Raw genomic sequence first — 23,295 nt, forward strand, 5'->3', positions numbered from 1 at the left:
TCTTACGAACGATAGCTCCCGTTTATTTTCACATAATCATAGGTTAAATCGCAGCCCCATGCCGTGCCTGATTCATTACCATCTTTCAAATAAACATTAATGATGATACTTTCATTTTCCAAGTATGCTTTGGCTTCTTCCTCAGAAAACATTATCGGCTCACCATCATTAAGTACGACGATATCTCCAAAAACGATCGTTGTTTGATCCGGATTGAATTCCACTCCGCTTCTTCCCATTGCAGCAATGATTCGTCCCCAGTTTGCATCCGCTCCAAAAGCTGCCGTTTTCACTAGATTTGACCCAACGATCGTCTTCGCCATCATCTGTGAATCTTGCTTCGTAGGCATGCCATGAACATTCACTTCTATCAATTTTGTGGCACCTTCTCCGTCTTTCGCAATTTGTTTGGCGAGATTTTCGGAAGTTTGTTTTAATAACTCCAGGAAAATGGACCATTCAGGATGGTCAGGTGTCAAAGGTTCATTGTTCGCTTCTCCATTTGCGAGCACTAACACCATGTCGTTCGTTGAACAGTCACCATCAACCGTGATTTGATTGAATGTATCATTTGTAATGGAGGAAAGTGCTTGCTGTAAATCATCCGGTTCAATTACAGCATCCGTCGTAATGAAACCAAGCATTGTGGCCATGTTTGGATGAATCATTCCCGAACCCTTCGCAGCACCGCCCATTTTCACGGTTTTTCCGTCAATAATCGTTTCATAACCACAGCTCTTCGTTACAATATCCGTTGTTAAAATGGCTGTACCAAAAGCTTCAGCAGCTTCAGGTGTATTTTCTGGCTGCAATGACTCTATGCCTTTTTTCACTTTTTCCATTTCCATGAATTCACCTATGACTCCCGTTGAAGCCACTGCAAATGAATGGTCCTCCAAACCGAACTTTTGAGCCGCAAGCTTCCTCATTTCATTTGCATCTTTTAAACCCTGTTCACCTGTACAAGCATTCGCACAAGCACTATTCACTACAATGCCATGAAGTTTTCCATTAACGGCTATGCTATCTTTCGTTACATTGATTGGAGCGGCTTGAACTACATTTTGTGTATAAACCGCCGCGGCTGATGCTGGGACATCGGTAAAAATGATGCCAACGTCCTTTTTAGAATAGCGTAATCCTGCATGTACACCTGACGCTTTGAACCCTTGGGGCATTAAAATATTTCCTTCTTGAATTTGTTTGATTTCTTCAACTGGCTGTAATGTTTTCATTATTTCCCTCCAAAGTTTACGGATATAGCGGACTGTTCCATAGTCCTGCCGTTTCTTCTAGTCCCATTAATATATTTGCATTTTGAATGGCCTGCCCTGCAGCACCCTTCACTAAATTATCAATAACTGAAACCACCGTTACCTTACCTGTTCTTTCATCATAATCAACGCCTATGTCGCAAAAGTTAGATCCATATACTTGTTTCGTGGATGGAAAACGATCAAGGGGCTGTATTCGGACAAATGGGTGGTTCTCGTAAACGGTTTCGTATAAATCCTTTAATTCAACATTTGAGGTTTCCCGATCTACCTTTATATACATCGTTGCCATAATCCCTCTTGTCATTGGTACAAGATGGGTATTGAAGGTAATAGGCTGTAAACCTGATGACCATCTCCCAAGCTGTTGTTCGATTTCCGGTATGTGTTGATGTTGATTTACCTTATATATCTTAAAGTTCTCATTCATTTCACTATAATGGGTGACTGCCGAAAGTGATTTACCCGCCCCTGAAACCCCGGATTTTGCATCGATGATCACATCGGCAGCTGTTCCGGCCAATCCTTCAGTGAATAAAGGGGCAAGACCTAATAGTGATGCGGTTGGGTAGCACCCTGGATTTGCAATAATCGTTGCTTTCTTTATTGCTTCGGCATTCCATTCAGACAATCCGTATACGGCTTCTTCAATAATGTGCTGAGACGCTGCTGGTTTTTTATACCAGTGTTCATATTCACCCGGAGTTTGAAGCCTGAGGTCTCCTGATAGGTCGATTACTTTAATGTCAAGGTCAGAAAATTCCAAAATCAATTGCGAGGAAACACCAGAAGGAGTTGCAAGAAATACAATATCGGATTTTTTTGCAATCGCCTCCGGGTCAATTTCTTCTAATTTGTCTTTCATATGCATTAAATGTGCATTTTCTTCAGATAAACTTCGGCCAAATTGGGAAGAAGTATGCAATGATTTTATTTTAAATTGCGGATGATTATTCAAAAATCTTATTAGTTCCATTCCTCCATAACCCGTTGCACCTACTATTGATACGTTCATAAAACCATCTCCTATAATTTCAGGTCCCTGTCATTCTTTGATTCTATTATTATAAGACTGAATAAAAATAAAATCAAATGTATTTTTATAAAATTATAAACTTAAATTCCAAATGAAAAATTATCCATCAAAACTCCTAGAATTATCCAAAGTTGTTGACTACTAGTGTTTTTTCCGTTTAAATCAAAGATAGCAATTGAGTTTTAACGGTATTTGGAAAGGTGGTCATTTGCATGAATGAATTATCGTTATCTAATCGGATGCATTCAATTTTAGATAATAAACAGCAAGTTAAACATATGGAAAAAGGGCGCTACCTTTTTCAGGAGAGCACCCCAGCAAGTGATTTGTATTACATTTTAAAAGGAAAAGTAGAAGTGAGTAAGGTTGTTCCTGACGGTCGGGAATTAACTATACGCATTAGTTCGGAGAATGATTTGGTTGGGGAAACAGTCTTATTTTCTCCAAATCCTAAATATATGATGAATGCAAAGATGATGGAAGATGGAACTGTTGCGGTAATTTCCAAAGAGGCATTAGAAGAGAAAATCGCCTCCGATAGCCATCTTGCAGTCGAAATGATGACATGGTTATCGGCTCAAAACCGTAAAAATCAGGCTAAATTCCGCGATATGCTCCTGCACGGCAAGAAAGGTGCATTTTACTCCACCCTTATCCGTTTATCAAATAGTTATGGCACTGAAGCAGAAGACGGTAAAGTTATCAATCTTCCCTTTACAAATCAAGAACTCGCTAATTTTTGCGGCACATCCCGCGAGGTAGTCAATCGAATGCTCGCTCAATTAAGGAAAAACAATGTCATCTCCATTAAAAAGGGACGAATTACGATTCTTGACTTTGACTTTTTGAAACAGGAAATCGACTGTGAAAACTGTCCAATAGAAATCTGTACCATCGATTAAATCCCACATAAAAAGCAGTAAATACATAATGCCTTACTCACCTTAAAATGATTGGCGTTTATTTTAAGGCTGAATTTTCCCTAGGACCATTTAATTATTTTCATTTCCATGGATTCCTATAAAAAAATTTATGGGCACATAAATATGCATAAAAAAAAGCATAAAAATCGATTTCGTCCATTGACTGTCATCAGAAGTTCCTAAATAACTATATAAAAAAGGGATGGCATAATTGCCATCCCTTCAGTTTGTATTCATTCGGAAGGAGTATTTGTATATTTTACCCGCCAATGAATGACATTTCGATTTTTTCCTGTTTCTTGGCCGTTCCCGCTGCCCGCTCATCCGAATAGCGGTCGTCCCTACGATTCCAAAGCGAAATGATGAACCCGGTCAATTCTTCATCTGTCATGCCGGAACGGAGCAATGACTTCAAATCATGTCCCTTTCCATTAAACAGGCATGTATATAAACTTCCGTTAGCAGAAAGACGTGCACGTGTACAACTTGGACAAAAAGACTCGGATACCGAGGTTATGAAGCCCACTTCTGCAGTAGTGCCCTTATAACGGAAGCGTTTTGCCACCTCTCCAAAATAATCTTCATCAACCGGTTCTAGATCGAATTCGGTTTGGAGCATCGCAAGCAGTTCTTTTTTCGTAATGACATTCTTCAACTGCCAGCCATTTGTATGTCCGACATCCATGAATTCTATATAGCGTAATTGAATGCCCTCATCTTTACAAAATCGGGCCATCGGCAGGATTTGAGATTCATTGGTTTCTTTTTTCACTACCATATTCACTTTAACGCCAAGCCCAGCTTCTTTGGCAGCTGCGATGCCTTCAATAACAGGCTTTATGCCGATATCCCTGCCGTTCATCTTCTTGAAAAGTTCATCATCGAGGCTGTCTAAGCTGATATTCACCCTCTGCAAACCAGCTTCCCTCAAATTCACGGCATGTTTTTTCAAGAAGACACCATTCGTAGTCAGTCCAATATCTTCAATACCTTCAATTTTAACGAGATATGAAATCAGAGTGGTGAGATTTCTCCGGAGTAATGGTTCCCCGCCTGTCAACCTTAGTTTTTTTACCCCTAAGCTTGCAAATATTTTAGAAAGCCTTACAATTTCCTCATAAGATAATAGCTCACTTTTAGGCAGGAACTGAAAATTCTCATGAAAAATTTCAGCAGGCATGCAATACTGGCAGCGAAAGTTACAGCGATCTATGACTGAAATCCTTAAATCCCTTAGTGGCCTGTCCAATGAATCTTTAATTTGACTGTTCAATTAACCACTCCTAGCCGAAAGTATTAGAAAAAACCAGACCATAAACAGTGACTCAATTGACTAATTCACTGTTTTTTGACTGGCTTTTCATTTCTATATAGAGTTATTATTTGATTCCCAATGCAATTTTAGCATATCTGGACATTTTGTCCTTCGTCCATGGCGGACTCCAGACAATCTTCACATCCGTTTCCTTTACCTCGGGGATATCTTCCAGAACCAATTTAACTTGATCGACGATCGTGCCAGCTAGCGGACAGCCCATGGAAGTCAATGTCATCGTCACGGTAGTCAGACCTTCCTCATCCATATCCACATCATATACCAAGCCTAAATTAACGATATCTATACCAAGCTCAGGGTCAATGACCTGCTCCAAAGCTCCAAGTATAATGTCTTTTGTATCTTGATCCACTTCGATCACTCCTTTTATGGAAAATCTCTTCGTTTTAGATTTTCGGTTTCATCATTATGTCCATTTTAGACTTTATTTTATGTCCGTATTAGAATCATAACAGATTTTGAGTAAGTACTTAAGCATTTTGCACAGTTGACAGTAAATGTTTCGCGAACCAGTCTGCAGTCATAAGTACGCCTTCCCTACTCACTTTATGTCCAGCCTTAGGATCAAGGATAAAATCAATTTTTTCATCTGCCTCATTATACCCTGCTTTGACAGCTTCATAAAAACGATATGCATGTTGATAAGGCACAACCGGATCTTTGGCACCATGCCAAAAAAGAAGCGGACGGTTGGAAAGCTTATCCTGATTTAGACTCAAATCAAATGGCTTGAGCTGTTCAATCACCTTGGCAACTTCCTCATCAGTAGCTGGGAAATTAACTTTCCTTTTCTTAATCTCCGCCATTTGGAGCTCTGCATACGCGACATATGATGGGTTTCCCATTAAACTGACTCCGGCGGATATCCATTCATAAGCAGCCAGGGCCCCATTAGTCACTATTCCCCCCATAGAGGTGCCAGCTACGCCAATTCTGTTTGGATCAATTAATTTTCGGGATAATAAATCATCCTTCAACAAAGATAAATCCTGGATTGTCTGTAAAACCATTTCCCAAAAACGGGGCATCATTTGAGAATCACTTAAACCAGCTTCCCTTTCCCCATGATGAATCACATCGGGAAGTAGCACACGAAAACCCTTTTCTGCCAATAAATAAGCATAGTGAAGATTGTGTTCTTTTGCACTTTGAAAACCATGTATAAAAATAATAATCGGCAATTCCTGATTGAAAGTGGTTTCTTCACCTAGGTGCAATACAGGAATATGTCCAATTAGTTCTTTTTCAATTATTATCAAGTTAACCCCTCCGAATAATTTGTTCCGGTCTTTTCAATACCATTATCAAAATGGCATTGGCATTCATCATTCCACTCCTTAAACAAGAGCTTCGCTTTAATCATCATGATCCTGAATATAGTAATATCATACAGGAATGCATAAAGAATGAAAAAGATTTACATTTACTTTAAAATAGGCTTAACAATATTTGCATATAATGAAATCAAAAAGAACAGAAGGTGTGTACATGGCTGAGAAACATTTAATCGTATTGGATCTTGATGGTACTTTACTTACAGATAACAAAACAATTTCTTCAAGGACTAAAAAAACACTCCTAAAACTAAAAGAGGATGGACACGAAGTTATGATCGCTACCGGGCGCCCCTTTCGCTCAAGTGAACTTTATTACCGGGAATTGGGTTTGACTACACCAATCGTTAATTTCAATGGCGCTTTCGTCCATCACCCATTACATACAAGCTGGGGGGTATACCACTCTCCACTTGATATAAGTGTTGCGAAAGATATTGTTGAAGCGTGTGATCAGTTTAAATATCACAACATCATCGCAGAAGTCCGGGATGAAGTTTATGTTCATTATCATGATGAAAAGTTGATGAACATGTTCAATGTAGGAAATCCGATCATGAAGACAGGTGACTTGCGCAATTATCTTCAGGATTCCCCAACTTCGATGCTAATTCACACAGATAGTGAATTCGTAGGACAGATTCGCCAGCATTTATCCGATGTACATGCAGAATTGGTCGATCATCGCCGCTGGGCAGAGCCTTTTCATATCATCGAAATAATAAAAAGCGGGTTAAGTAAAGCCGTAGGTTTAAAACGTGTATCAAACTATCTGGAAATTCCTCAAAACAGGATAATCGCTTTCGGTGATGAAGATAATGATTTGGAAATGCTCGATTACGCGGGAACCGGGGTGGCCATGGGAAATGCGATTTCACCAGTAAAAACGGTAGCAAATACGACTACATTGACGAATGAAGAAGATGGTATAGCGGTCTTCCTCGAAGAAAAATTCAATATAAAAGCCTAATACGTCATTTTTTACCTTCATAATATCTCTCTTTCAAGCCAAACTAATATGGACAACAGCTTCCATTGTTGTCGACAACGCTCAGAATCGGAGGAGATAAGAATGGGTAAAAGCAGTAAATCTAAACGATTTGTACAGCAAGGCAGAGAAAGTGTTGCCAGGCATGCCGAAAAAATCCCTTATCACACTACGTTTGAAGAGGCTGAAAAAGACAGGTTAAGAATTATGTCAGAACAAAGCTATGGTGGCTTCTAATGGGAAACAATTTATTCCAGAAGGCAAGGGAATTTGTTGAAGAAGCTCTCCACTCTGAGCATGACGGTGACCAGCGTAAGACAGAGGAAATCGCTAAAAATGCTCTCCACTCTGAGCATGACGGTGACCAGCATAAGACAGAGGAAATCGCTAAAAACGCTCTTTCATCAGCCTTTGCCAATACGACCGAGGCCGAAAAAGAACAACTGCGAGAACTCCAGGAAGAGCTGGAAAACCACTCGAAATAACGTGAAAGCCTCCAGGATTACTGGAGGCTTTCGCTTTGCTTTCATCAATTGTTATTTCGTTCCTTACCGCCTTTTTCACCGATTTCTTTATAAAAGTCTTAAACACGGGAATCAGCAGTGGCTTCCACGCCTTTACGACCTGCTTCCTGTCTGTAAGATTTTAAATTGGCGCTACAAGATAAGAATTAGCCGTTTGTTACTGGCAATAAACTTAAAACGCCTAAATACTTCCTTTTGTAATAGAAGTGTAATGGCCTTAATTTTGTTAAAATCATTCCCTGCGGAAAGTTCCAACAATGCCTGAAGTTTCTATGATGTTTGTGAAAGCGTGTGGATCCACTTCCTTAATGATCTTTTCAAGGTCATACAGTTCATACCTTGTTATGACAATCAATAACATTTCCTTAGTTTCGTTGGTGAACGCCCCTTTTGCAGGAACCCTTGTGATTCCGCGAACTAACTTAGCATGGATTGCCTCTTTAAGCTCTTCACTTTTCTTTGTAATGATCATGGCCGTAAGCTTTTCATGACGCGTATGAATCGCGTCAACGACACGGGTCGATGTGTAAAGGGTAACAAGTGTGTACAAAGCTTTTTCCGGTCCATAAACAGCACCTGCCGTTATAATGATCACGCCATTCAGCAGAAATAAATAAGTACCCACGGGTTTGTCTTTCTTCCGTGACAGAAGCATGGCGATAATATCCATTCCGCCAGTCGACGCACCGTATTTCAAGGTGATCCCCACACCTACTGCAGCTATGACTCCGCCAAATACCGCATTTAATAATATGTCAGGTGACCAGCGTGTAATCGGAATGATTTCCATAAAGAAGGACATCAAGACAACGCTGAGGAAACTATAAAAAGTGAAAGACTTTCCAACCTTTCGCCAAGCAATGATCGTCACTGGAATGTTCAATAAAAGCAATAGAATACCTGTCGATACATTAAAAGGAGCAAAAGAACCAATCATCCTCGATAGAAGCTGGGCCACTCCTGTAAAGCCGCTTGCATATACGTTTGCCGGTATTAGAAAAAAGTTCATTGCGACGGCATTCAGTAATGCTCCGACCACAACTATGATAATTTTCTTCATTTCACCACTGTACATCCTAAAAACCTCCATTTCACCCTTATTCTATTATCTTTTTACCCTTAATTATTTATTCTATTTACGTAGAGATTGAATTTTCACCGTTACGTGCTACACTAAAATGTAGAGTGACCACTCATTTTCTAAAAATTGTAAAAAGAAAGCAGGTGTATTATGGCTATCACAATTCTTGCAGATAGTGCATGTGATTTGCCGTTGTCTTTCTATAAGGAAAACAATGTTTCATTAATTCCTTTACAAGTCCATCTTGACGGGAAAAATTATGAAGATTTACTTACCATTAATTCTCACGAAGTCTATCAGGCGATGATTGAGGGAAAAGCCCCGAAAACATCGCAAGCTTCCCCAGAATGCTTTATAGAACTTTTCACACAGTTTGCCAAAGAGAAAAAACAAGGGATTTATATAGCCTTTTCCTCTGAGTTATCAGGAACATATCAAACGGCAGTGATGATTCTTAATCAAGTGAAGGAAGAGTACCCTGACCTAGACATTGAAATCGTCAATACTAAATGCGCTTCGATGGGCGCCGGTTTAATTGTAAAGAAAGCAGCCGATCTAGCAGCAAACGGTGCCACTAAAGAAGAAATCCTAGCTGACATAGAATTCCAAACCCGGCATATGGAGCATCTATTCACTGTAGATAACCTTGAGTATTTGGCCCGTGGCGGCCGCATCTCCAAGACATCTGCCCTTGTTGGCGGTTTATTAAACATTAAACCGTTATTGCATGTAGAAAATGGGAAGCTTGTTCCGCTTGAAAAGATACGCGGCAAAAAGAAATTGATTAAACGTGTAATCGAATTAATGCACGAAAGAGGAAAAAATTTAAATAACCAAACGATTGCCATCAGTCATGGTGATGATGAAGCGACGGCCCTGGAATGGAAGGAAGCCATTCAAAATGAATTCGGGACAACCGACTTCATGATCCATACAATTGGCTCCGTCATCGGTGCACATGCCGGTCCTGGTACAATTGCCCTCTTCTTCTTAAACGATACCCCTGGGAAATCATAAACATACATACTCCCTTCCATAATTGTGAACAATATATATTGATCAGATAATGGAAGGGAGTTTTCTATATGTCAAAAACAACCGATGACAATAAAAGGCCAAAAGATAACCAGGCGAGAAATGCTGAAAAAAATGTCGCCTATCAGGAAAATCTTGCTGCAGGTAAGCACTCCTATTCGAAGAAAACAGACCATAAATGACGCGAGGGGCTTGTCCCCTTGCTTTTTTAATATGGTTTAGATAGTTGTCTTCCTATCACACTTTCTCTATAATAAAGGAAATAAAACCTGCTGGAGGTAAGTGATGGCAAAGGAAAATTCATTTGATATTGTTTCGAAAGTAGACTTTTCAGAGGTAACGAATGCAGTTACCATGGCTATGAAGGAAATACAAACACGCTATGATTTTAAAGGGAGTATAAGCAGCATCACCATTGAAAAAGAAGACCTGGTTTTAGTGTCCGACGATGAATATAAGCTCGAACAGCTAAAGGATGTTCTCATTAGTAAACTCATTAAACGTGACGTACCAGTCAAGAACCTGGACTATGGCAAATTAGAAGGAGCTTCTGGTGGAACCGTTCGCCAACGTGCTAAGTTGATTCAAGGCATCGATAAGGAACAAGCAAAAAAAATCAATACCATCATTAAAAATAGCGGTCTTAAAGTGAAAAGCCAAATCCAAGATGATCAAATCCGTGTTACCGGTAAGAACCGGGACGATTTGCAAGGAATCATTTCCGCAATCCGGGGCGCTGATCTGTCCATTGATGTACAATTCTTAAATTACCGCTAAGTAGGAAGGCCTTACCTTTGGGTGGGTCTTTTTTTATTTGCGGCAATGCCTCAATAACCGTCTCCACCCCTTTTTCTTAAATGAATCTCCTTCATGTAACATGGAAAGACTAGTCATGTTCCCTTATATAAATTACCCATGATTTATTTGGTCATTTTTTCCACGTTTTCTTTTTTCTAAAAAAAGGAATAGAAAAAGCATAGATAATTAAACAGGAGGCGTTTTAATCTTGACTACCCAAAACCAAAATCAGAACAAACAAGGATTTCCACCTCAACATCAACAGCATCAACCTGGATTGGAAACAAAAATGGAACCGAACCCTGATTCAGTTAAAGCTGCCTACAAAGGAAGCGGCAAACTAAAAGGTAAAACGGCAATCATAACAGGAGGAGACAGCGGAATCGGTAAATCGGTTGCCATTTATTACGCCAAAGAAGGAGCGAATGTGACAGTTGCTTACTTGGATGAACACGAAGATGCCAAAGAGACAAAAGAATTGATCGAAAAAGAAGGCCAAAAATGTTTACTCATTTCCGGAGATATCGGTGATGAAGCCTTCTGCCAGGATGTCGTCAAAAAAACGGTTGATGAATTTGGCGGTTTGGACATTCTAGTCAACAACGCCGGTGAACAGCATGTGCAGACAAGTATCCTTGACATCTCAGCTGAACAATTGGAAAAAACGTTCCGCACGAATATTTTCTCGATGTTCCACTTAACTAAAGCTGCATTGAAGCACCTTAAAAAAGGAAGCAGCATCATTAATACAACCTCTATCACAGCCTATCAAGGCAACCCAAAACTAATCGATTACTCTTCAACAAAAGGTGCAATACTGGCATTTACAAGGGCCCTGTCGAACTCCATTTCAAAAGATGGCATCAGAGTGAACGGTGTTGCACCAGGACCGATCTGGACACCGCTGATTCCCGCCTCATTCGGAGAAGAGGATGTCGCCAAATTCGGACAGGATACTCCAATGGGCCGCGCAGGGCAGCCAGAGGAATTAGCACCAGCTTATGTATATTTGGCAAGTGATGATTCATCCTATGTCAGCGGACAAGTCATCCACGTAAACGGCGGGACCGTGGTAAACGGATAATCCTTCCCCTTTCAAAAGCAGTGGATTTCAAAAATCCACTGCTTTTACTTTTTCAAGCAGGATATTTCCGGTTAAAGCGGAATATATGATTGGGAAGGAGTGGAGTCATTTTTGAAAAATATTGTAGATCCATGGTTCACCGTTCAGGAATTGGACTCAGGAACGTTTGCAATCAGTGAATATGGTCATTGGGAGAAAGTTCATTCCTTTTTATTACTTGGGGAGACCCGAGCTGCGTTAATCGACACAGGATTAGGCATCTGTTCGATTAAGCGGATTACAGACCAGCTTACCGATCTTCCGATTATCGTCCTGACGACACACGTTCATGCGGATCATATTGGCGGTCATGGGGATTATGATACAATTTATGTTCATGGTGATGATGCCAATTGGCTGATCAACGGCATTGAGGGTTTGTCCTTGGAACAAATAAGAGAGAACATGGACCGGGATATCACTGTCCCCATACCCGAATCATTCGATCCTTTTACATACAAGCCATACCAGGGGTCCCCTGATAGGCTCTTATCGGATGGGGACACGATTGATCTTGGGAACCGCAGTTTAGGCATTTATCACACACCTGGGCATTCACCTGGCCACATCTCAATTTTGGATAATGAAACAGGTTATTTATTTACTGGGGACCTACTTTATTCAGATACTCCAATTTATGCATTTTATCCCTCGACAAGCCCTGAAGACCTTGTCAATTCATTAGAAAAAATCGCAAAAATCAAGGCAGTATCCAAAATTTATGGCGGACACAACCAACTCGGCCTCGAACCAGGGATCTTTGAGGAAGTCCTTGAAGCCATTCAATATCTTAAAGAGAATAATTTAATCAGACACGGAACGGGTGTACATGCATTCAAAAGTTTCAGTGTACATTTCTAGGAAAAAAAAAGGCATTGCTTTTATGCAATGCCCTTTTCGTTCAATAAGTCATGGCCATTGCACCTTGCGTGATCGATCTACAGGAATGCCTTTCCACGAAATGATGTGGAATGATGGTCCCAGCAGGAGCATCTCCAGTCTGCAGCATTTGAATGATGCCCTTAGCTGCCTGATATCCCAAATCAAAAATATTGATATCTACGGAAGTCAAGGCTGGTAATGACAGTTCAGAGAAAATAACGTTATTGAAGCTGACGATTGAAATTTCTTCAGGAGTGCGCACGCCCATCTCGCGAAGTGAATGCACGATGCCAAGTGCCATAAGATCATCACTGACCACCAAAGCGGTTGGTGGTTCATCGATGGATAGTAACCTTTTTGCAGCTGCTTGTCCCCCTTCATGCAAAAAATCTTCATGCAGGGTATATTCCCTCCTTCGATCGATTCCAGCCCTCTTCAATGCCCGTTCATATCCTGACAAGCGATCAAGGGTCATCACAAGGGTTACGTCACCTCCGATGAATCCAATCCTTTCATGTCCTAACTGTATGAGGTAATCCGTTGCTTGTTCGGCAGCCAAGACATTATCATTATCAACGTATGTTATCTCCTCGATAAAATCATAGGGTTTCCCAATGATCACAAATGGAAAAGCCCTTGCTCTCAAATAGGTCAGAATGTGATCGTTCATCCTTGAATACATCAGGATTATTCCATCAACCATCCCCCCCTGCACCATATTCACTACTCCTTCGTAGATTTCATCTTCTGTTTTTCCCGTGCTTAGCAACAGGGAATAATGATTTTCCTGAGCTCCTTCACTTAGACCCTGAAGGATCGTCGGAAAAAACGGATTTTGATAATAATCATTTGACGAACTTGGCATTACCAAGCCAATAATCCTGGTCGATTGATTGGCAAGGCTACGTGCAATGAAGTTTGGATGGTATCCTAATTTACTCATCGCCTTACGTACCCGTACCTTTGTTTTTTCACTTATCCGAGGATTGTTTGCAATCACTCGAGAAACTGTTGAAGGAGCAACATTCGCTAACTGTGCCACATCTTTTATTGTTATGGCCATGCATTTCCCCTCTCCCCTCTTAGCCTTTATTGACTTCATTTAATACAAGGTGAATACCAATAAACACTTCTCTAATATTCCTTTTATATTTATACATTTTGTATGTATTCATAATACACTCAGTACGATAGTTATATCCATACTTTTTTAATGTTTGTTAAATTTTTCAGAAAATACTCACTTTTCCGTTTTTTTCACTTCTGTTTTAAAATTCAAAAAGAAGCTGATGTATGATCAGCTTCTCAAAAAACGGCATGTCTATTGAAGATCAAGAAGTCAGACGACTAACTACATAGGTTTTTAGCTGATTTCCAATCAAGTCCATAAAAGTGATTTCCAAATTAATAACGATAAACCCTCGTTTCATATGGACGTAAATCAATAAGGGACACCTCAGGACAATCCTCATAATTAGCTAGTAAAAGTTCCATTTTCCCCCAGTAAGAGAGGTCGATTTGGTGGTGATTCATACTAAAATTACATATCACCATAACTGAATTATCATTCATGTTTCTTGTATAAATATAAAGTTCAGGATGATCTTCCCATAATAATTCATATTCCCCATAAACAAGGACCTGATGTTTTTTTCGAAGATCAATCATCTTTTTATAAAAATGATAAATGGATGACGGGTCATTTTTCTGCTGTTCTACATTAATGGCTCGATAATTGGGATTAACCTTCATCCAAGGTGTTCCGTGCGTGAAACCGCCATTTTCAATATCATTCCATTGCATCGGTGTTCGTGAATTATCACGGCCGCTATGCCAGATAATGTTCATGATTTCATCATGCGGACGACCTTTGGCGGTCTCTATCCGGTAAAAGTTTTTCATTCCTACATCATCATAATCATCAATCGAATCAAATTGGACATTCGTCATGCCAATTTCCTGACCTTGATAAATAAAAGGTGTGCCTTGCATGAAAAAGTATAGAGCCCCAATCATTTTTGCGCTTTCCAACCAATATTGATGATCATTTCCCCAGGTGGATACACTTCTTGGCTGGTCATGATTTTCAAAAAACAAAGCATTCCATCCTTTGTTTTTCAGCCCCTTTTGCCATTTGGTCATTGTGCGCTTTAACCCCTGAACATCAACATCGTGATTCTGTCCCCTATTCCATAGTCCAAGATGTTCAAATTGAAATATCATATTGAACTTCCCATTCGATTCCCCGACCCATTCTTCCGCCTGCTCAATCCTGACTCCATTGGCCTCACCGACCGTCATGATATCATACTTAGAGAAAGTTTCTTCTTTCAACTCCTGAAGGTAATCCAGAATCCCGTCCTGATTGGTGTGCATTTCAAACGCAGGTACGTACTGATGCCAATAGGGATTGGGCATATCCGGAAGGCCATCACGCTTATGAATATGCGTGATCGCATCAATCCGGAAGCCATCGATTCCCTTATCGAGCCACCAATTGACCATTTCATATAATGCCTTTCTTACATCAGTATTTTTCCAGTTTAAGTCTGGCTGCTTTTCGGCAAATAAATGTAAATAGTATTGATTTGTCCTTTCATCGAATTTCCAAGCACTTCCGGAAAAGATGCTTTCCCAATTATTTGGCTCACGACCGTCCTGCCCATCCCTCCATATATACCAATCCCGTTTCGGATTATCGCGGGACGAACGTGACTCTACGAACCAGGGGTGCTCATCACTTGTATGATTCAAAACAAGATCGAGTATTACCTTCATCCCACGCCCGTGAACATCTTTCAATAACAGATCAATATCTTCGATTGCACCGAATTCATCGGAAACTGCTTGATAATCACTAATATCATAGCCATTATCCGCATTGGGCGATTTATAAAACGGACAAATCCAAATAACATCAATCCCTAATTCCTGCAAATAGTCAAGCTTTGAAATCAAACCTTTTATATCTCCGACTCCATCACCATTACTATCCATGAAACTGCGCGGGTATATTTGATAGCAGACCGCTTCTTTCCACCAGGTCTTATTCATGCTATAACCTCCCGATCCTGTTTTCCACAAAGCCTTAGGGACAATGTTTGGCGGCTACCGACAATCGAGAGGTATATGATTATTTTGGTTGGTTCCGTTTTGAACGCTTAATAACCAAAGCAATGAATATACCAAAAATAAGAAGAACCAATCCTATGACTAACAGGTAAGGAATATTAATAATCGATTTAGGTGACAGCGTGTAGACTTCTGTCGTCTCCCTGTCGATTACGATAGAGTAGCTGTTGTCCTTACTGCGGACCAGATCCCCATTCAGCATACCTCTCAACTCTTTATTACTTTCAAGTTCCTTATCAGTAAGGTTTATCGTTTGAGTTTCAGTCGTATTGTTCATGGCGACGACAATCGTTTCATCACCATATACACGTTTGAATACCGAAGCTCCACCTTTTTCATATAAAAGCTCCATATCCCCCTTTACCAGCGCTGGGTACATGTCTCTGAGATCAGAAAGCTTTGTTATATATTCCACCAATTCCTGTTCTGTCTTAAAATCCATCAACTTGTGATTATCCGGGGCAATATCCCCATTTAAGGCAATTTCCGATCCATAAAATACGATTGGCACCCCTGGCATCGTATATAGATACGACAGCGCCATTCTCCATCTGGAACCTGGATTTTCGTTATGGTCGGCTGCATCCTTTGTAAAACGGGGCATTCCCTGTGTATCCATGAATAATGCCTGCTGGGCATTGCCCCCTAATTCAACTTCGCTTTTCTCAAACGCATTAAAAACAGGTTTCAAATTTTTATCGGGTGCAGCAAATGCTTTCCGTAACTCAGCATTTTGTGGATAATCCATAAAAGCATCGATACCCGTCTTCTTGTAGCTTGATATCAAATCGGCATCACCTTGTACATCGCCGATTGTATAGAAATTTGATTTTTCAGATTTGACTGCATCCACAAATTCCTTCCAAAAATCTTTTGCTACGTATTGGACTTTATTTATACGGTAACCATCAATATCGGTTTCCTTTATCCACCATTTGGCAGCATCAAGTAAATATTTCCTTGTTTCCTCATTATCTTGATTCAAATCGGGAAGATCATCGACCCAGCCTGTTTCCAAATCCGTTTGGCTACCGTCCTGGGAAATCTTTTTTTCTTCATGGAACCAATCTTGTTTTTTTGGATCGGTCAGCCACGTGGAGTCAGGACCCACATTATTTGCTTGAAAATCAATGATCACCTTCATATCGCGTTTATGTGCCTCATTCACGAGTTTTTTAAACTCTCTCATTGTCCCATAATGTTTATCCGTTTTATAGAAATCTGCCACCCAATCGCCATGATAGCCATTTTCATCATTAGCGAAAATCGGTGAAAGGATGATAGCGGTATAACCCATATCTTTTAAATAATTCAGTTTCTTCGTGACACCTTCGAAATCCCCACCATTAAACGTGGAAGGGTCATTCACGTTCGCATCTCCATTATTTTGAGTATTCCCATCGAAAAATCTGTCGACCAATAATGAATATACGATTTCATCCTTCCAAGTTCGTTGTTCTTTTTCAGCTGCTCCTACTGGAATGGCGTAAAAAAGAAGCAACGGAATTAAAGCGAGTGATAACACTCTTTTTCTCATATCCGCTCTCCTCCTAGCTATCTCTTTACGCCTTTAAGATTAGCCTTTTGACCCCTTAACGTCAATTCCATTTATAAAAAACTTTACACTAAAGGGACAAATTGGTGATACTGGTTATGGTTACCGAATCGGAAAAGGCAGAACACGATTAACGTTCTTTTTTTATCGTCTTAACCGCTTTATCCAAGGCCCTTTTTGGTTTTGCTTTTTGAGTGCTTATATCACCCATGGCTGCATTCATCGGTCCCCATACCCTATTCATTTCCGGTATATTCGGCACTGGTTCAGCGTATTGTAATTGTATGCTTATGGCTTGTGCCCTTTCATTTTCATTGATTGCGGCATTGTGTTTGATTGATTTATTAGGAGGGATTTCCCCTGTTAAATCATAACGCTGCATTGCATTGTCATCATTTGTCAAATATTCAACTAACTTAGTAGACCAATAAGGATGTTTTGTGAATGCTGTTACATGCCAGCCTTTGATTTCCATCAACGTTTTCATTGGCTGGCCATTGGGTAATTCGGGCATGGGGGCAATTCCTGTATCCTTTCGCCCGGTAAATGAGTCACCGTCACTCATGATAGAAGCCAGATTCCCTTGTATGAACAAATTCTCGATTGCTGTTTTGTCGCCTTTAGGAATCAAACCCGCCCTATACCATTTTTGGATGTACGCAGCCCCTTTTATGGCACCCTTATTATTCAAACCAATGTCGGAAGGGTCCAGTTTTCCATTCTTATCTTTAAATATATAACCTCCCATTCCAGCGATCACTCCATACGAATCATGGAAATCATTCCATTTGGCATAGTAACCATGCACGTTACCCTTTCTTAATTCCTTCGCCATTTTATAAAGGTCATTCATCGTCTCAGGAGCCTTAGCCATCAATTTTTTATTATAAATGAAAACGGATGTGTTTACGGATTTTGGCAATCCAAATACCTTATCTTGATACATCTCCCCACTAATTGATGGTTCAATGAAGGCATTCAATACCTCATCTTTCACCTTCACTTCCTGAATTAAGCCTTCCTTCACGATTTGCCCTACTTTTTCATGAGAAAAAGTTACGACATCCGGGGCCTTTCCGTTTCCGATTGGCCCATCACTTCGAAGCCGCTCATACATCTCGGTAGCTATTTCAAGCTCTTCATGCCTAACTTTGATTCCATATTCTTTTTCAAAAGCTTCAATCACCGGCTTTAGGGCCTCCGCTTTACCTTTTTCCTCCCAAATGATCAATTTTTCCGGCTTCGCTTCATTGCTGGCTTCGTCTTCTTTTTTCTTATTTTCTTTCACTACTTCATTTTCCAAATCTGAACTGGTACCACAAGCACTTACACTAACGATCAAAAACATGGACATGAACAAATGAAAAATCAGCTTCTTCACTTTCATTCTCCTTTTTAAAATGTTTATTCTATCATGTCCAAAAGCACCAAATAATACTGTTTTTCAGTTCATTCATTCAAACAAAGCCACTTAATGAAAACGGTACCAAGGCTATTTTTATCATTATATGAACGGCTTTGGTTTTTACAACATTTTCCTTGGTGTATTTATTTCCTTGTAGTGATGAACACTTTTTGTTATTTTTTAGTTAATAAGTGCTTCTTACAATTGAAATTGGGTATATAACCATATTGAAAAAAAACACTTAACTGGCTTAGTGCAACTACATAGAGACCCCCTCATAAACAGCCGGAAGTTTCCCTTTTTCACATCCCCAAATACTTATAGAATTGGAGTGGTTTTATAATGGAATTTTCATCCATACACCATAGACCTAATGACAATTACGGCTATCCCATCAACACTGAAACCTTACATATCCGCCTACGTACGAAAAAACAAGATATCTCCTCAGCTGGATTGATTTTTGGGGATCCATACATTTCAGATAATGATGGTCAGTGGCAGTACGAAGAACTTCCCATGAGTTTATCAGGCAGCGATAACCGTTATGATTATTGGCATATTTATGTGAAGCCTCCCTACCGAAGAATTCGATATGGGTTCAAGGTCTCCTCAGAAGATGAAAGTGCCATTTATACGGAAAAGGGGTTCTTTAATGAAGCCCCCAGAGATCCCGGGAGCTATTTCGCGATACCCTATCTACATCAAAATGAAGTTTTCGGGGCACCGGAATGGGTCAAAGATACAATTTGGTATCAAATTTTCCCTGAACGATTCGCGAACGGAAACCCCGACAATGATCCGGAAGATGTGAAACCCTGGGGAAGTGAAGATCCGGCCGTGGATAATTTTTTTGGCGGGGACTTCGAAGGAATCATTGAACATTTGGATTACCTAGAGAATCTCGGCATCAATGGAATTTATTTCACACCAATCTTCCATGCCTACTCCAATCATAAATACGATACGATTGATTATCGGAGTATCGATCCGCAATTCGGAACGAAGGAAACGTTGAAAACACTAATAAATGAATGTCACAAACGGAATATCCGGGTTATGCTTGATGCCGTTTTTAACCATAGCGGCTACTATTTCCCCCCTTTTCAGGATTTACTCGAAAAAGGGGAGAAATCGAAATATAAGGATTGGTTCCACCCACACAGTTTTCCTCTTAAAGGAGGGGAAATGCCCAATTATGAAACATTCGGCTTTTTTGAATCGATGCCAAAATTGAATACTGCGAATCCGGAGGTGAAAGAATATCTGCTTGAGGTCTCGGCTTATTGGATCAAGGAGTTCGATATAGACGCCTGGAGGCTTGATGTGGCAAATGAAGTCGATCAGCCATTCTGGCGTGAATTTCGAACAACGGTGAAAAATATAAAGCCTGACCTTTATATTCTTGGGGAAATTTGGCATGACTCGATGCCATGGCTTCGCGGCGATCAGTTCGATGCGGTCATGAATTACCCGTTTACCAACCAAGTTTTTCGCTTGGTCGCTTCACAAACCATCAATGCACGCGAGTTCACAGAAGAAATGACAGCCATCTATCACAGTTATCCTACCAATGTTTTTGACGTGACATTCAACCTTCTTGGAAGCCATGATACACCGCGGATTTTCACGGATTGCGGGGAAGATCTAGCTCGTGCCAAGCTCATCCACGCAATCCTTTTGACATTCAATGGCAGCCCTTGTATATACTATGGAGATGAAATCGGCTTAACCGGAGGCATGGATCCAGGGTGCCGAAAATGCATGGTTTGGGAAGAAGAAAAACAAAATACCGAGCTTTTCAATGAAATTAAAACATTGATCCTCTTGCGAAAAGAAGAAAGGTTACTTGCCAATGACGGAAAGTTCAAATTCCTTGATACAGCCGGTAACGAAAATATCGTGGCCTACCAAAAGTATAATGGAGAACGTTCTGTCGTGATCCTCATCAATCCGACGGATGTCCAGCAATCCTTTACACTCCCTTTTGATTTGAAAGGACGTACACTAACCGATTTAAGAACAAAAGAAACCACACAAGTTGGTAACTTTGAATTGGGTGGTTATCAATATAAAATTCTCGCATTCAATCATTGAGGCAATGAAAAACGGGGCAATGAAACTCATCCGCCCCGTTTTTTTCAATCGATTATTTGGATATCATATTCTTTGAACCATACATGGGTTTGTGCCAAGTGAGCGAGCAACTGTGGACCTGACATCAATTGCCCGAACCACGGCACTTTAAAAGCGGCACCCTTGGAATCTACTATATCGGTTAGCTTCTGTTTATCGAAAAACTCATGCAGGACCGAATTTTTATCCGTAAGTAAGTCTTTCAACCACGCCTGCACACTGTCTGTATATATAGGGTTATGGGTTTTTGGATATGGACTTTTTTTACGATACAATACCTCATCAGGTAACAGCCCCTCCAACGCTTTCCTTAGAATACCCTTTTCACGGTTGCCTTCCATTTTCATTTCCCAAGGAATGTTCCATGCATATTCAACAAGGCGATGGTCGGCAAATGGCACGCGCACCTCTAGACTTGCACCCATACTCATCCGGTCCTTCCGGTCAAGGAGCGTCGTCATGAACCATGATAAATTCAAATAGAAAAGCTCTCTCCGCTTTGCTGCCACACCGCTTTCCCCTTCCAATTTAGGCGTTTCGGCAAGGGTGGTCAAATAAGCTTCCTGCGCAAATTCCTCCAGCTTCAATTTCTCGCGCCATTCCGTTTTTAATAAAGATACCCGCTCCCCAGTCGATCTCATCCATGGAAAACCAGCACGATTCAAATCATCCTCACGATGAAACCAAGGATAACCGCCAAAAATTTCGTCCGCACATTCGCCGGATAGGCCTACGACAAAATCCCGCTTGATTTCCTTACAAAACCAAAGTAAAGAAGAATCGACATCCGCCATGCCTGGGAGGTCCCTTACAAGGACAGCTTCCGTTAAATAATCCGTCAACTGCTCTTGAGTGATGATCGATGAATGGTGAACCGTGTTAAAGGTATCCGACATCTTTTTAATCCAATACCCATCAGAGTTAGGCTGAAAATCATTTGCCTTAAAATAACGCTCATTATCTTCATAATCGATGGAATACGTATGAAGCTGGCCTTTTCCTTCTTTTTGATAGGCGTTTGCCGCAATGGCTGTTATCGCGCTTGAGTCAAGCCCCCCCGATAAGAAGGTACAAAGCGGAACATCTGATACAAGTTGCCGTGTGACTGCATCTTCAACAAGGCAGCGAACCTTCTCGGCCGTCTCATCAAGAGTATCCCGATGTTCTTCGCTTTTCACATTCCAATATCTCCAAATCCGGAGGCCTTTCCTTGATAAGGTAAGCGCATGGGCAGGCCTTAATTCCTGGATATTATGAAATACGCCTGAACCTGGCTTTCGGGATGGACCAACACCAAAAACTTCAGACAACCCTTCCCGGTCAATCTCCGTTTTAACATCCGGATGGGCCAGAATCGCCTTAAGCTCCGATCCGAAAATGAACCCGCCGTCCCTTTCCGCGTAAAAGAATGGTTTTACCCCCATGCGATCTCTTCCAACGAATAATTTCTGTTCCTTTTCATCCCAAATCGCAAATGCAAAAATCCCATTGAACAAGTCAATGCATTTTTCTTTCCATTCTATATAAGAAGTTAGTAAAACTTCTGTATCAGAATGACCGTTAAAGGAATATCCTTTTAATAATAGCTGTTTACGAATATCCTCGGTGTTATATAGCTCACCATTATAACAAAGTGTATATCTGCTGTTTTCGTGATTTTTCGTCATCGGCTGTTTTCCGCCTTCCGCATCGACAACCGTTAACCGTTTATGACCAAAGGCAACATGGGCTTCGCTCCAAACATTTTCTTCGTCTGGCCCCCGCTTTGCCAACGTTTTTGTCATGTTTTCCAGTGTTTTCGTTTTTGTCCGTAAATCTTTTTGAAAATGCACCCAGCCTGTTATCCCACACATTTTACACTTCACCCTTTCTATCCGGACTATCAAAAATATTGGCTCCCTGTCTTAAAAAAGATTTACAGTCCCTAAGTATCGATCCCCAATTCCGTAGGACTACCCTGCCCACATCGCCCGGCGTTGTTAATGAATTGTTGAGCAAAGCATCCCGTGTTTAAACATAGCCTATGCAAAGACGGAAAGATGGTTATTTGTCCATAATATTTTAAAATATACAGTTATATTTTCACTGGATTTTGACTAAAAAGTAGGTGAGGATTCCACTATTGGAGGTATATGTATGAGTCAGCAACAACGAATCAAGTTAATGAACAGGCAAACAAGAGCTTTTACCGAAGGAACAGTGGAAAATATCAATCAACAATGGATTTTTTTCGATGATGAAACAGATGAGGCCTGCTCCATTGAAGACCACGTTGATAGCATCATTGAAGTGTACAGGGGTGGGCGCTGGCAGCAAGGAGTAGTTGAAGAAGAGGGGAAAATCCTGCTTCACCGGGAAATCACCTTCTTAAGGGAAAATGAGCCCATTCGGATCCGCAAAAAACTGCTTTACTCTTTTGAACGATTATTGGAAGAATTGAACGACGATTCCTTTTTCCAATTTGTAACGACCTTGAATTCACTTGATTTTTCTATTTATGATTGTATATATAGCTATAACCAGCTCACTTTTTTAAGAGCCGTCCCTAATCAGTCAGGCGTGAATTTCTTCACCTTTGATAACGAGAGCCAAATATGCCTCGTCCAGCACCACTTTTCTTATGGGAAAAAGGATCACGATCGTTTTGAATTCACCCTGAACACTGGAAAAAGAATCGTCATTGAGAAAGTGAATTCACAATAATGGGTAAAAGAAAACGGGTAAATGAGATTT

The 23,295-nt window shown here is 40.5% G+C and carries 22 protein-coding genes; 11 read left to right on the forward strand and 11 right to left on the reverse strand.

Annotation, left to right across the window (positions count from 1 at the left end; all coding sequences use genetic code 11):
- Window positions 1–2: 2 nt before the first annotated feature.
- Window positions 3–1,235 (reverse strand): bifunctional ornithine acetyltransferase/N-acetylglutamate synthase, encoded by a 1,233-nt coding sequence (argJ, locus tag ACFX4I_RS01560; RefSeq protein ID WP_230303958.1) that lies wholly within the window; start codon window positions 1,233–1,235, stop codon window positions 3–5.
- Window positions 1,236–1,251: 16 nt separating this feature from the next.
- On the reverse strand, window positions 1,252–2,289 hold the full coding sequence (gene argC, locus ACFX4I_RS01565; protein WP_377418656.1) for an N-acetyl-gamma-glutamyl-phosphate reductase: 1,038 nt from the start codon (window positions 2,287–2,289) through the stop codon (window positions 1,252–1,254).
- A 233-nt stretch (window positions 2,290–2,522) separates the two neighbouring features.
- Here argC and ACFX4I_RS01570 point away from each other — a divergent pair, with 233 nt between their 5' ends.
- Entirely contained in the window at window positions 2,523–3,212 is a 690-nt protein-coding gene (locus ACFX4I_RS01570; protein ID WP_098371314.1) for a Crp/Fnr family transcriptional regulator, read from the forward strand.
- Window positions 3,213–3,492: 280 nt separating this feature from the next.
- Here the strand turns inward: ACFX4I_RS01570 and moaA are convergent, their stop codons facing one another.
- From moaA to ACFX4I_RS01585, 3 genes are all read right to left on the reverse strand, one after another.
- Window positions 3,493–4,506: a GTP 3',8-cyclase MoaA gene (moaA, locus tag ACFX4I_RS01575; protein WP_377418660.1), complete on the reverse strand. Its 1,014-nt coding sequence runs from the start codon at window positions 4,504–4,506 to the stop codon at window positions 3,493–3,495.
- A 106-nt stretch (window positions 4,507–4,612) separates the two neighbouring features.
- Entirely contained in the window at window positions 4,613–4,921 is a 309-nt protein-coding gene (locus tag ACFX4I_RS01580) for a metal-sulfur cluster assembly factor (protein WP_076367171.1), read from the reverse strand.
- 118 nt (window positions 4,922–5,039) lie between these two features.
- Window positions 5,040–5,828 carry an alpha/beta fold hydrolase gene (locus tag ACFX4I_RS01585; protein ID WP_230303969.1) on the reverse strand — a complete coding sequence of 263 codons (789 nt, stop codon included), beginning with the start codon at window positions 5,826–5,828 and terminating at the stop codon, window positions 5,040–5,042.
- A 229-nt stretch (window positions 5,829–6,057) separates the two neighbouring features.
- Between ACFX4I_RS01585 and ACFX4I_RS01590 the strand changes: the two genes are divergently transcribed.
- The 3 genes from ACFX4I_RS01590 (at window position 6,058) to ACFX4I_RS01600 (ending at window position 7,376) form a co-directional block, all read left to right on the forward strand.
- Window positions 6,058–6,873, forward strand: coding sequence for a Cof-type HAD-IIB family hydrolase (locus tag ACFX4I_RS01590; protein WP_076367175.1), 816 nt, complete (start codon window positions 6,058–6,060; stop codon window positions 6,871–6,873).
- Window positions 6,874–6,975: 102 nt separating this feature from the next.
- Window positions 6,976–7,128 (forward strand): hypothetical protein, encoded by a 153-nt coding sequence (locus ACFX4I_RS01595; protein WP_283932673.1) that lies wholly within the window; start codon window positions 6,976–6,978, stop codon window positions 7,126–7,128.
- On the forward strand, window positions 7,128–7,376 hold the full coding sequence (locus tag ACFX4I_RS01600; RefSeq protein ID WP_230303970.1) for a DUF3813 domain-containing protein: 249 nt from the start codon (window positions 7,128–7,130) through the stop codon (window positions 7,374–7,376). The genes ACFX4I_RS01595 and ACFX4I_RS01600 overlap by 1 nt, the downstream gene beginning before the upstream one ends.
- 271 nt (window positions 7,377–7,647) lie before the next feature.
- On the opposite strand, the gene ACFX4I_RS01605 is transcribed toward ACFX4I_RS01600, so the two are convergent.
- Window positions 7,648–8,490: a YitT family protein gene (locus tag ACFX4I_RS01605; RefSeq protein WP_377418663.1), complete on the reverse strand. Its 843-nt coding sequence runs from the start codon at window positions 8,488–8,490 to the stop codon at window positions 7,648–7,650.
- 156 nt (window positions 8,491–8,646) lie between these two features.
- Here ACFX4I_RS01605 and ACFX4I_RS01610 point away from each other — a divergent pair, with 156 nt between their 5' ends.
- The 5 genes from ACFX4I_RS01610 (at window position 8,647) to ACFX4I_RS01630 (ending at window position 12,313) form a co-directional block, all read left to right on the forward strand.
- Entirely contained in the window at window positions 8,647–9,513 is an 867-nt protein-coding gene (locus ACFX4I_RS01610) for a DegV family protein (protein ID WP_377418666.1), read from the forward strand.
- 68 nt (window positions 9,514–9,581) lie between these two features.
- Window positions 9,582–9,713 (forward strand): DUF3941 domain-containing protein, encoded by a 132-nt coding sequence (locus ACFX4I_RS01615; protein ID WP_076367185.1) that lies wholly within the window; start codon window positions 9,582–9,584, stop codon window positions 9,711–9,713.
- Between the two features lie 103 nt (window positions 9,714–9,816).
- Complete coding sequence (locus ACFX4I_RS01620) at window positions 9,817–10,308, forward strand: YajQ family cyclic di-GMP-binding protein (RefSeq protein ID WP_063232211.1); 492 nt, start codon at window positions 9,817–9,819, stop codon at window positions 10,306–10,308.
- Window positions 10,309–10,537: 229 nt separating this feature from the next.
- The gene (locus tag ACFX4I_RS01625; RefSeq protein ID WP_377418669.1) at window positions 10,538–11,413 is read left to right on the forward strand and encodes an SDR family oxidoreductase; all 876 of its coding nucleotides are present in this window, start codon (window positions 10,538–10,540) and stop codon (window positions 11,411–11,413) included.
- A 120-nt stretch (window positions 11,414–11,533) separates the two neighbouring features.
- Window positions 11,534–12,313: an MBL fold metallo-hydrolase gene (locus ACFX4I_RS01630; protein WP_377418745.1), complete on the forward strand. Its 780-nt coding sequence runs from the start codon at window positions 11,534–11,536 to the stop codon at window positions 12,311–12,313.
- Between the two features lie 40 nt (window positions 12,314–12,353).
- On the opposite strand, the gene ACFX4I_RS01635 is transcribed toward ACFX4I_RS01630, so the two are convergent.
- From ACFX4I_RS01635 to ACFX4I_RS01650, 4 genes are all read right to left on the reverse strand, one after another.
- A complete protein-coding gene (locus tag ACFX4I_RS01635) occupies window positions 12,354–13,397 on the reverse strand; it encodes a LacI family DNA-binding transcriptional regulator (RefSeq protein ID WP_230303974.1) in 1,044 nt (347 codons plus the stop codon).
- Between the two features lie 341 nt (window positions 13,398–13,738).
- Entirely contained in the window at window positions 13,739–15,388 is a 1,650-nt protein-coding gene (locus tag ACFX4I_RS01640) for a glycoside hydrolase family 13 protein (protein WP_377418672.1), read from the reverse strand.
- A gap of 79 nt (window positions 15,389–15,467) precedes the next feature.
- Window positions 15,468–17,003 (reverse strand): alpha-amylase family glycosyl hydrolase, encoded by a 1,536-nt coding sequence (locus tag ACFX4I_RS01645; protein ID WP_377418675.1) that lies wholly within the window; start codon window positions 17,001–17,003, stop codon window positions 15,468–15,470.
- A 148-nt stretch (window positions 17,004–17,151) separates the two neighbouring features.
- The gene (locus ACFX4I_RS01650; protein WP_377418677.1) at window positions 17,152–18,402 is read right to left on the reverse strand and encodes an extracellular solute-binding protein; all 1,251 of its coding nucleotides are present in this window, start codon (window positions 18,400–18,402) and stop codon (window positions 17,152–17,154) included.
- 366 nt (window positions 18,403–18,768) lie between these two features.
- Here ACFX4I_RS01650 and ACFX4I_RS01655 point away from each other — a divergent pair, with 366 nt between their 5' ends.
- Complete coding sequence (locus ACFX4I_RS01655) at window positions 18,769–20,523, forward strand: glycoside hydrolase family 13 protein (protein WP_377418680.1); 1,755 nt, start codon at window positions 18,769–18,771, stop codon at window positions 20,521–20,523.
- A 44-nt stretch (window positions 20,524–20,567) separates the two neighbouring features.
- Here the strand turns inward: ACFX4I_RS01655 and asnB are convergent, their stop codons facing one another.
- Window positions 20,568–22,415, reverse strand: a complete 1,848-nt coding sequence (gene asnB, locus ACFX4I_RS01660) for an asparagine synthase (glutamine-hydrolyzing) (RefSeq protein ID WP_283932670.1) — start codon at window positions 22,413–22,415, stop codon at window positions 20,568–20,570.
- Between the two features lie 283 nt (window positions 22,416–22,698).
- Here asnB and ACFX4I_RS01665 point away from each other — a divergent pair, with 283 nt between their 5' ends.
- A complete protein-coding gene (locus ACFX4I_RS01665) occupies window positions 22,699–23,265 on the forward strand; it encodes a DUF2777 domain-containing protein (protein ID WP_076367203.1) in 567 nt (188 codons plus the stop codon).
- Window positions 23,266–23,295 lie beyond the last annotated feature (30 nt).

The sequence above is a fragment of the Peribacillus sp. YIM B13472 genome (assembly GCF_042788005.1).
Lineage (GTDB): Bacteria > Bacillota > Bacilli > Bacillales > DSM-1321 > Peribacillus > Peribacillus simplex_E.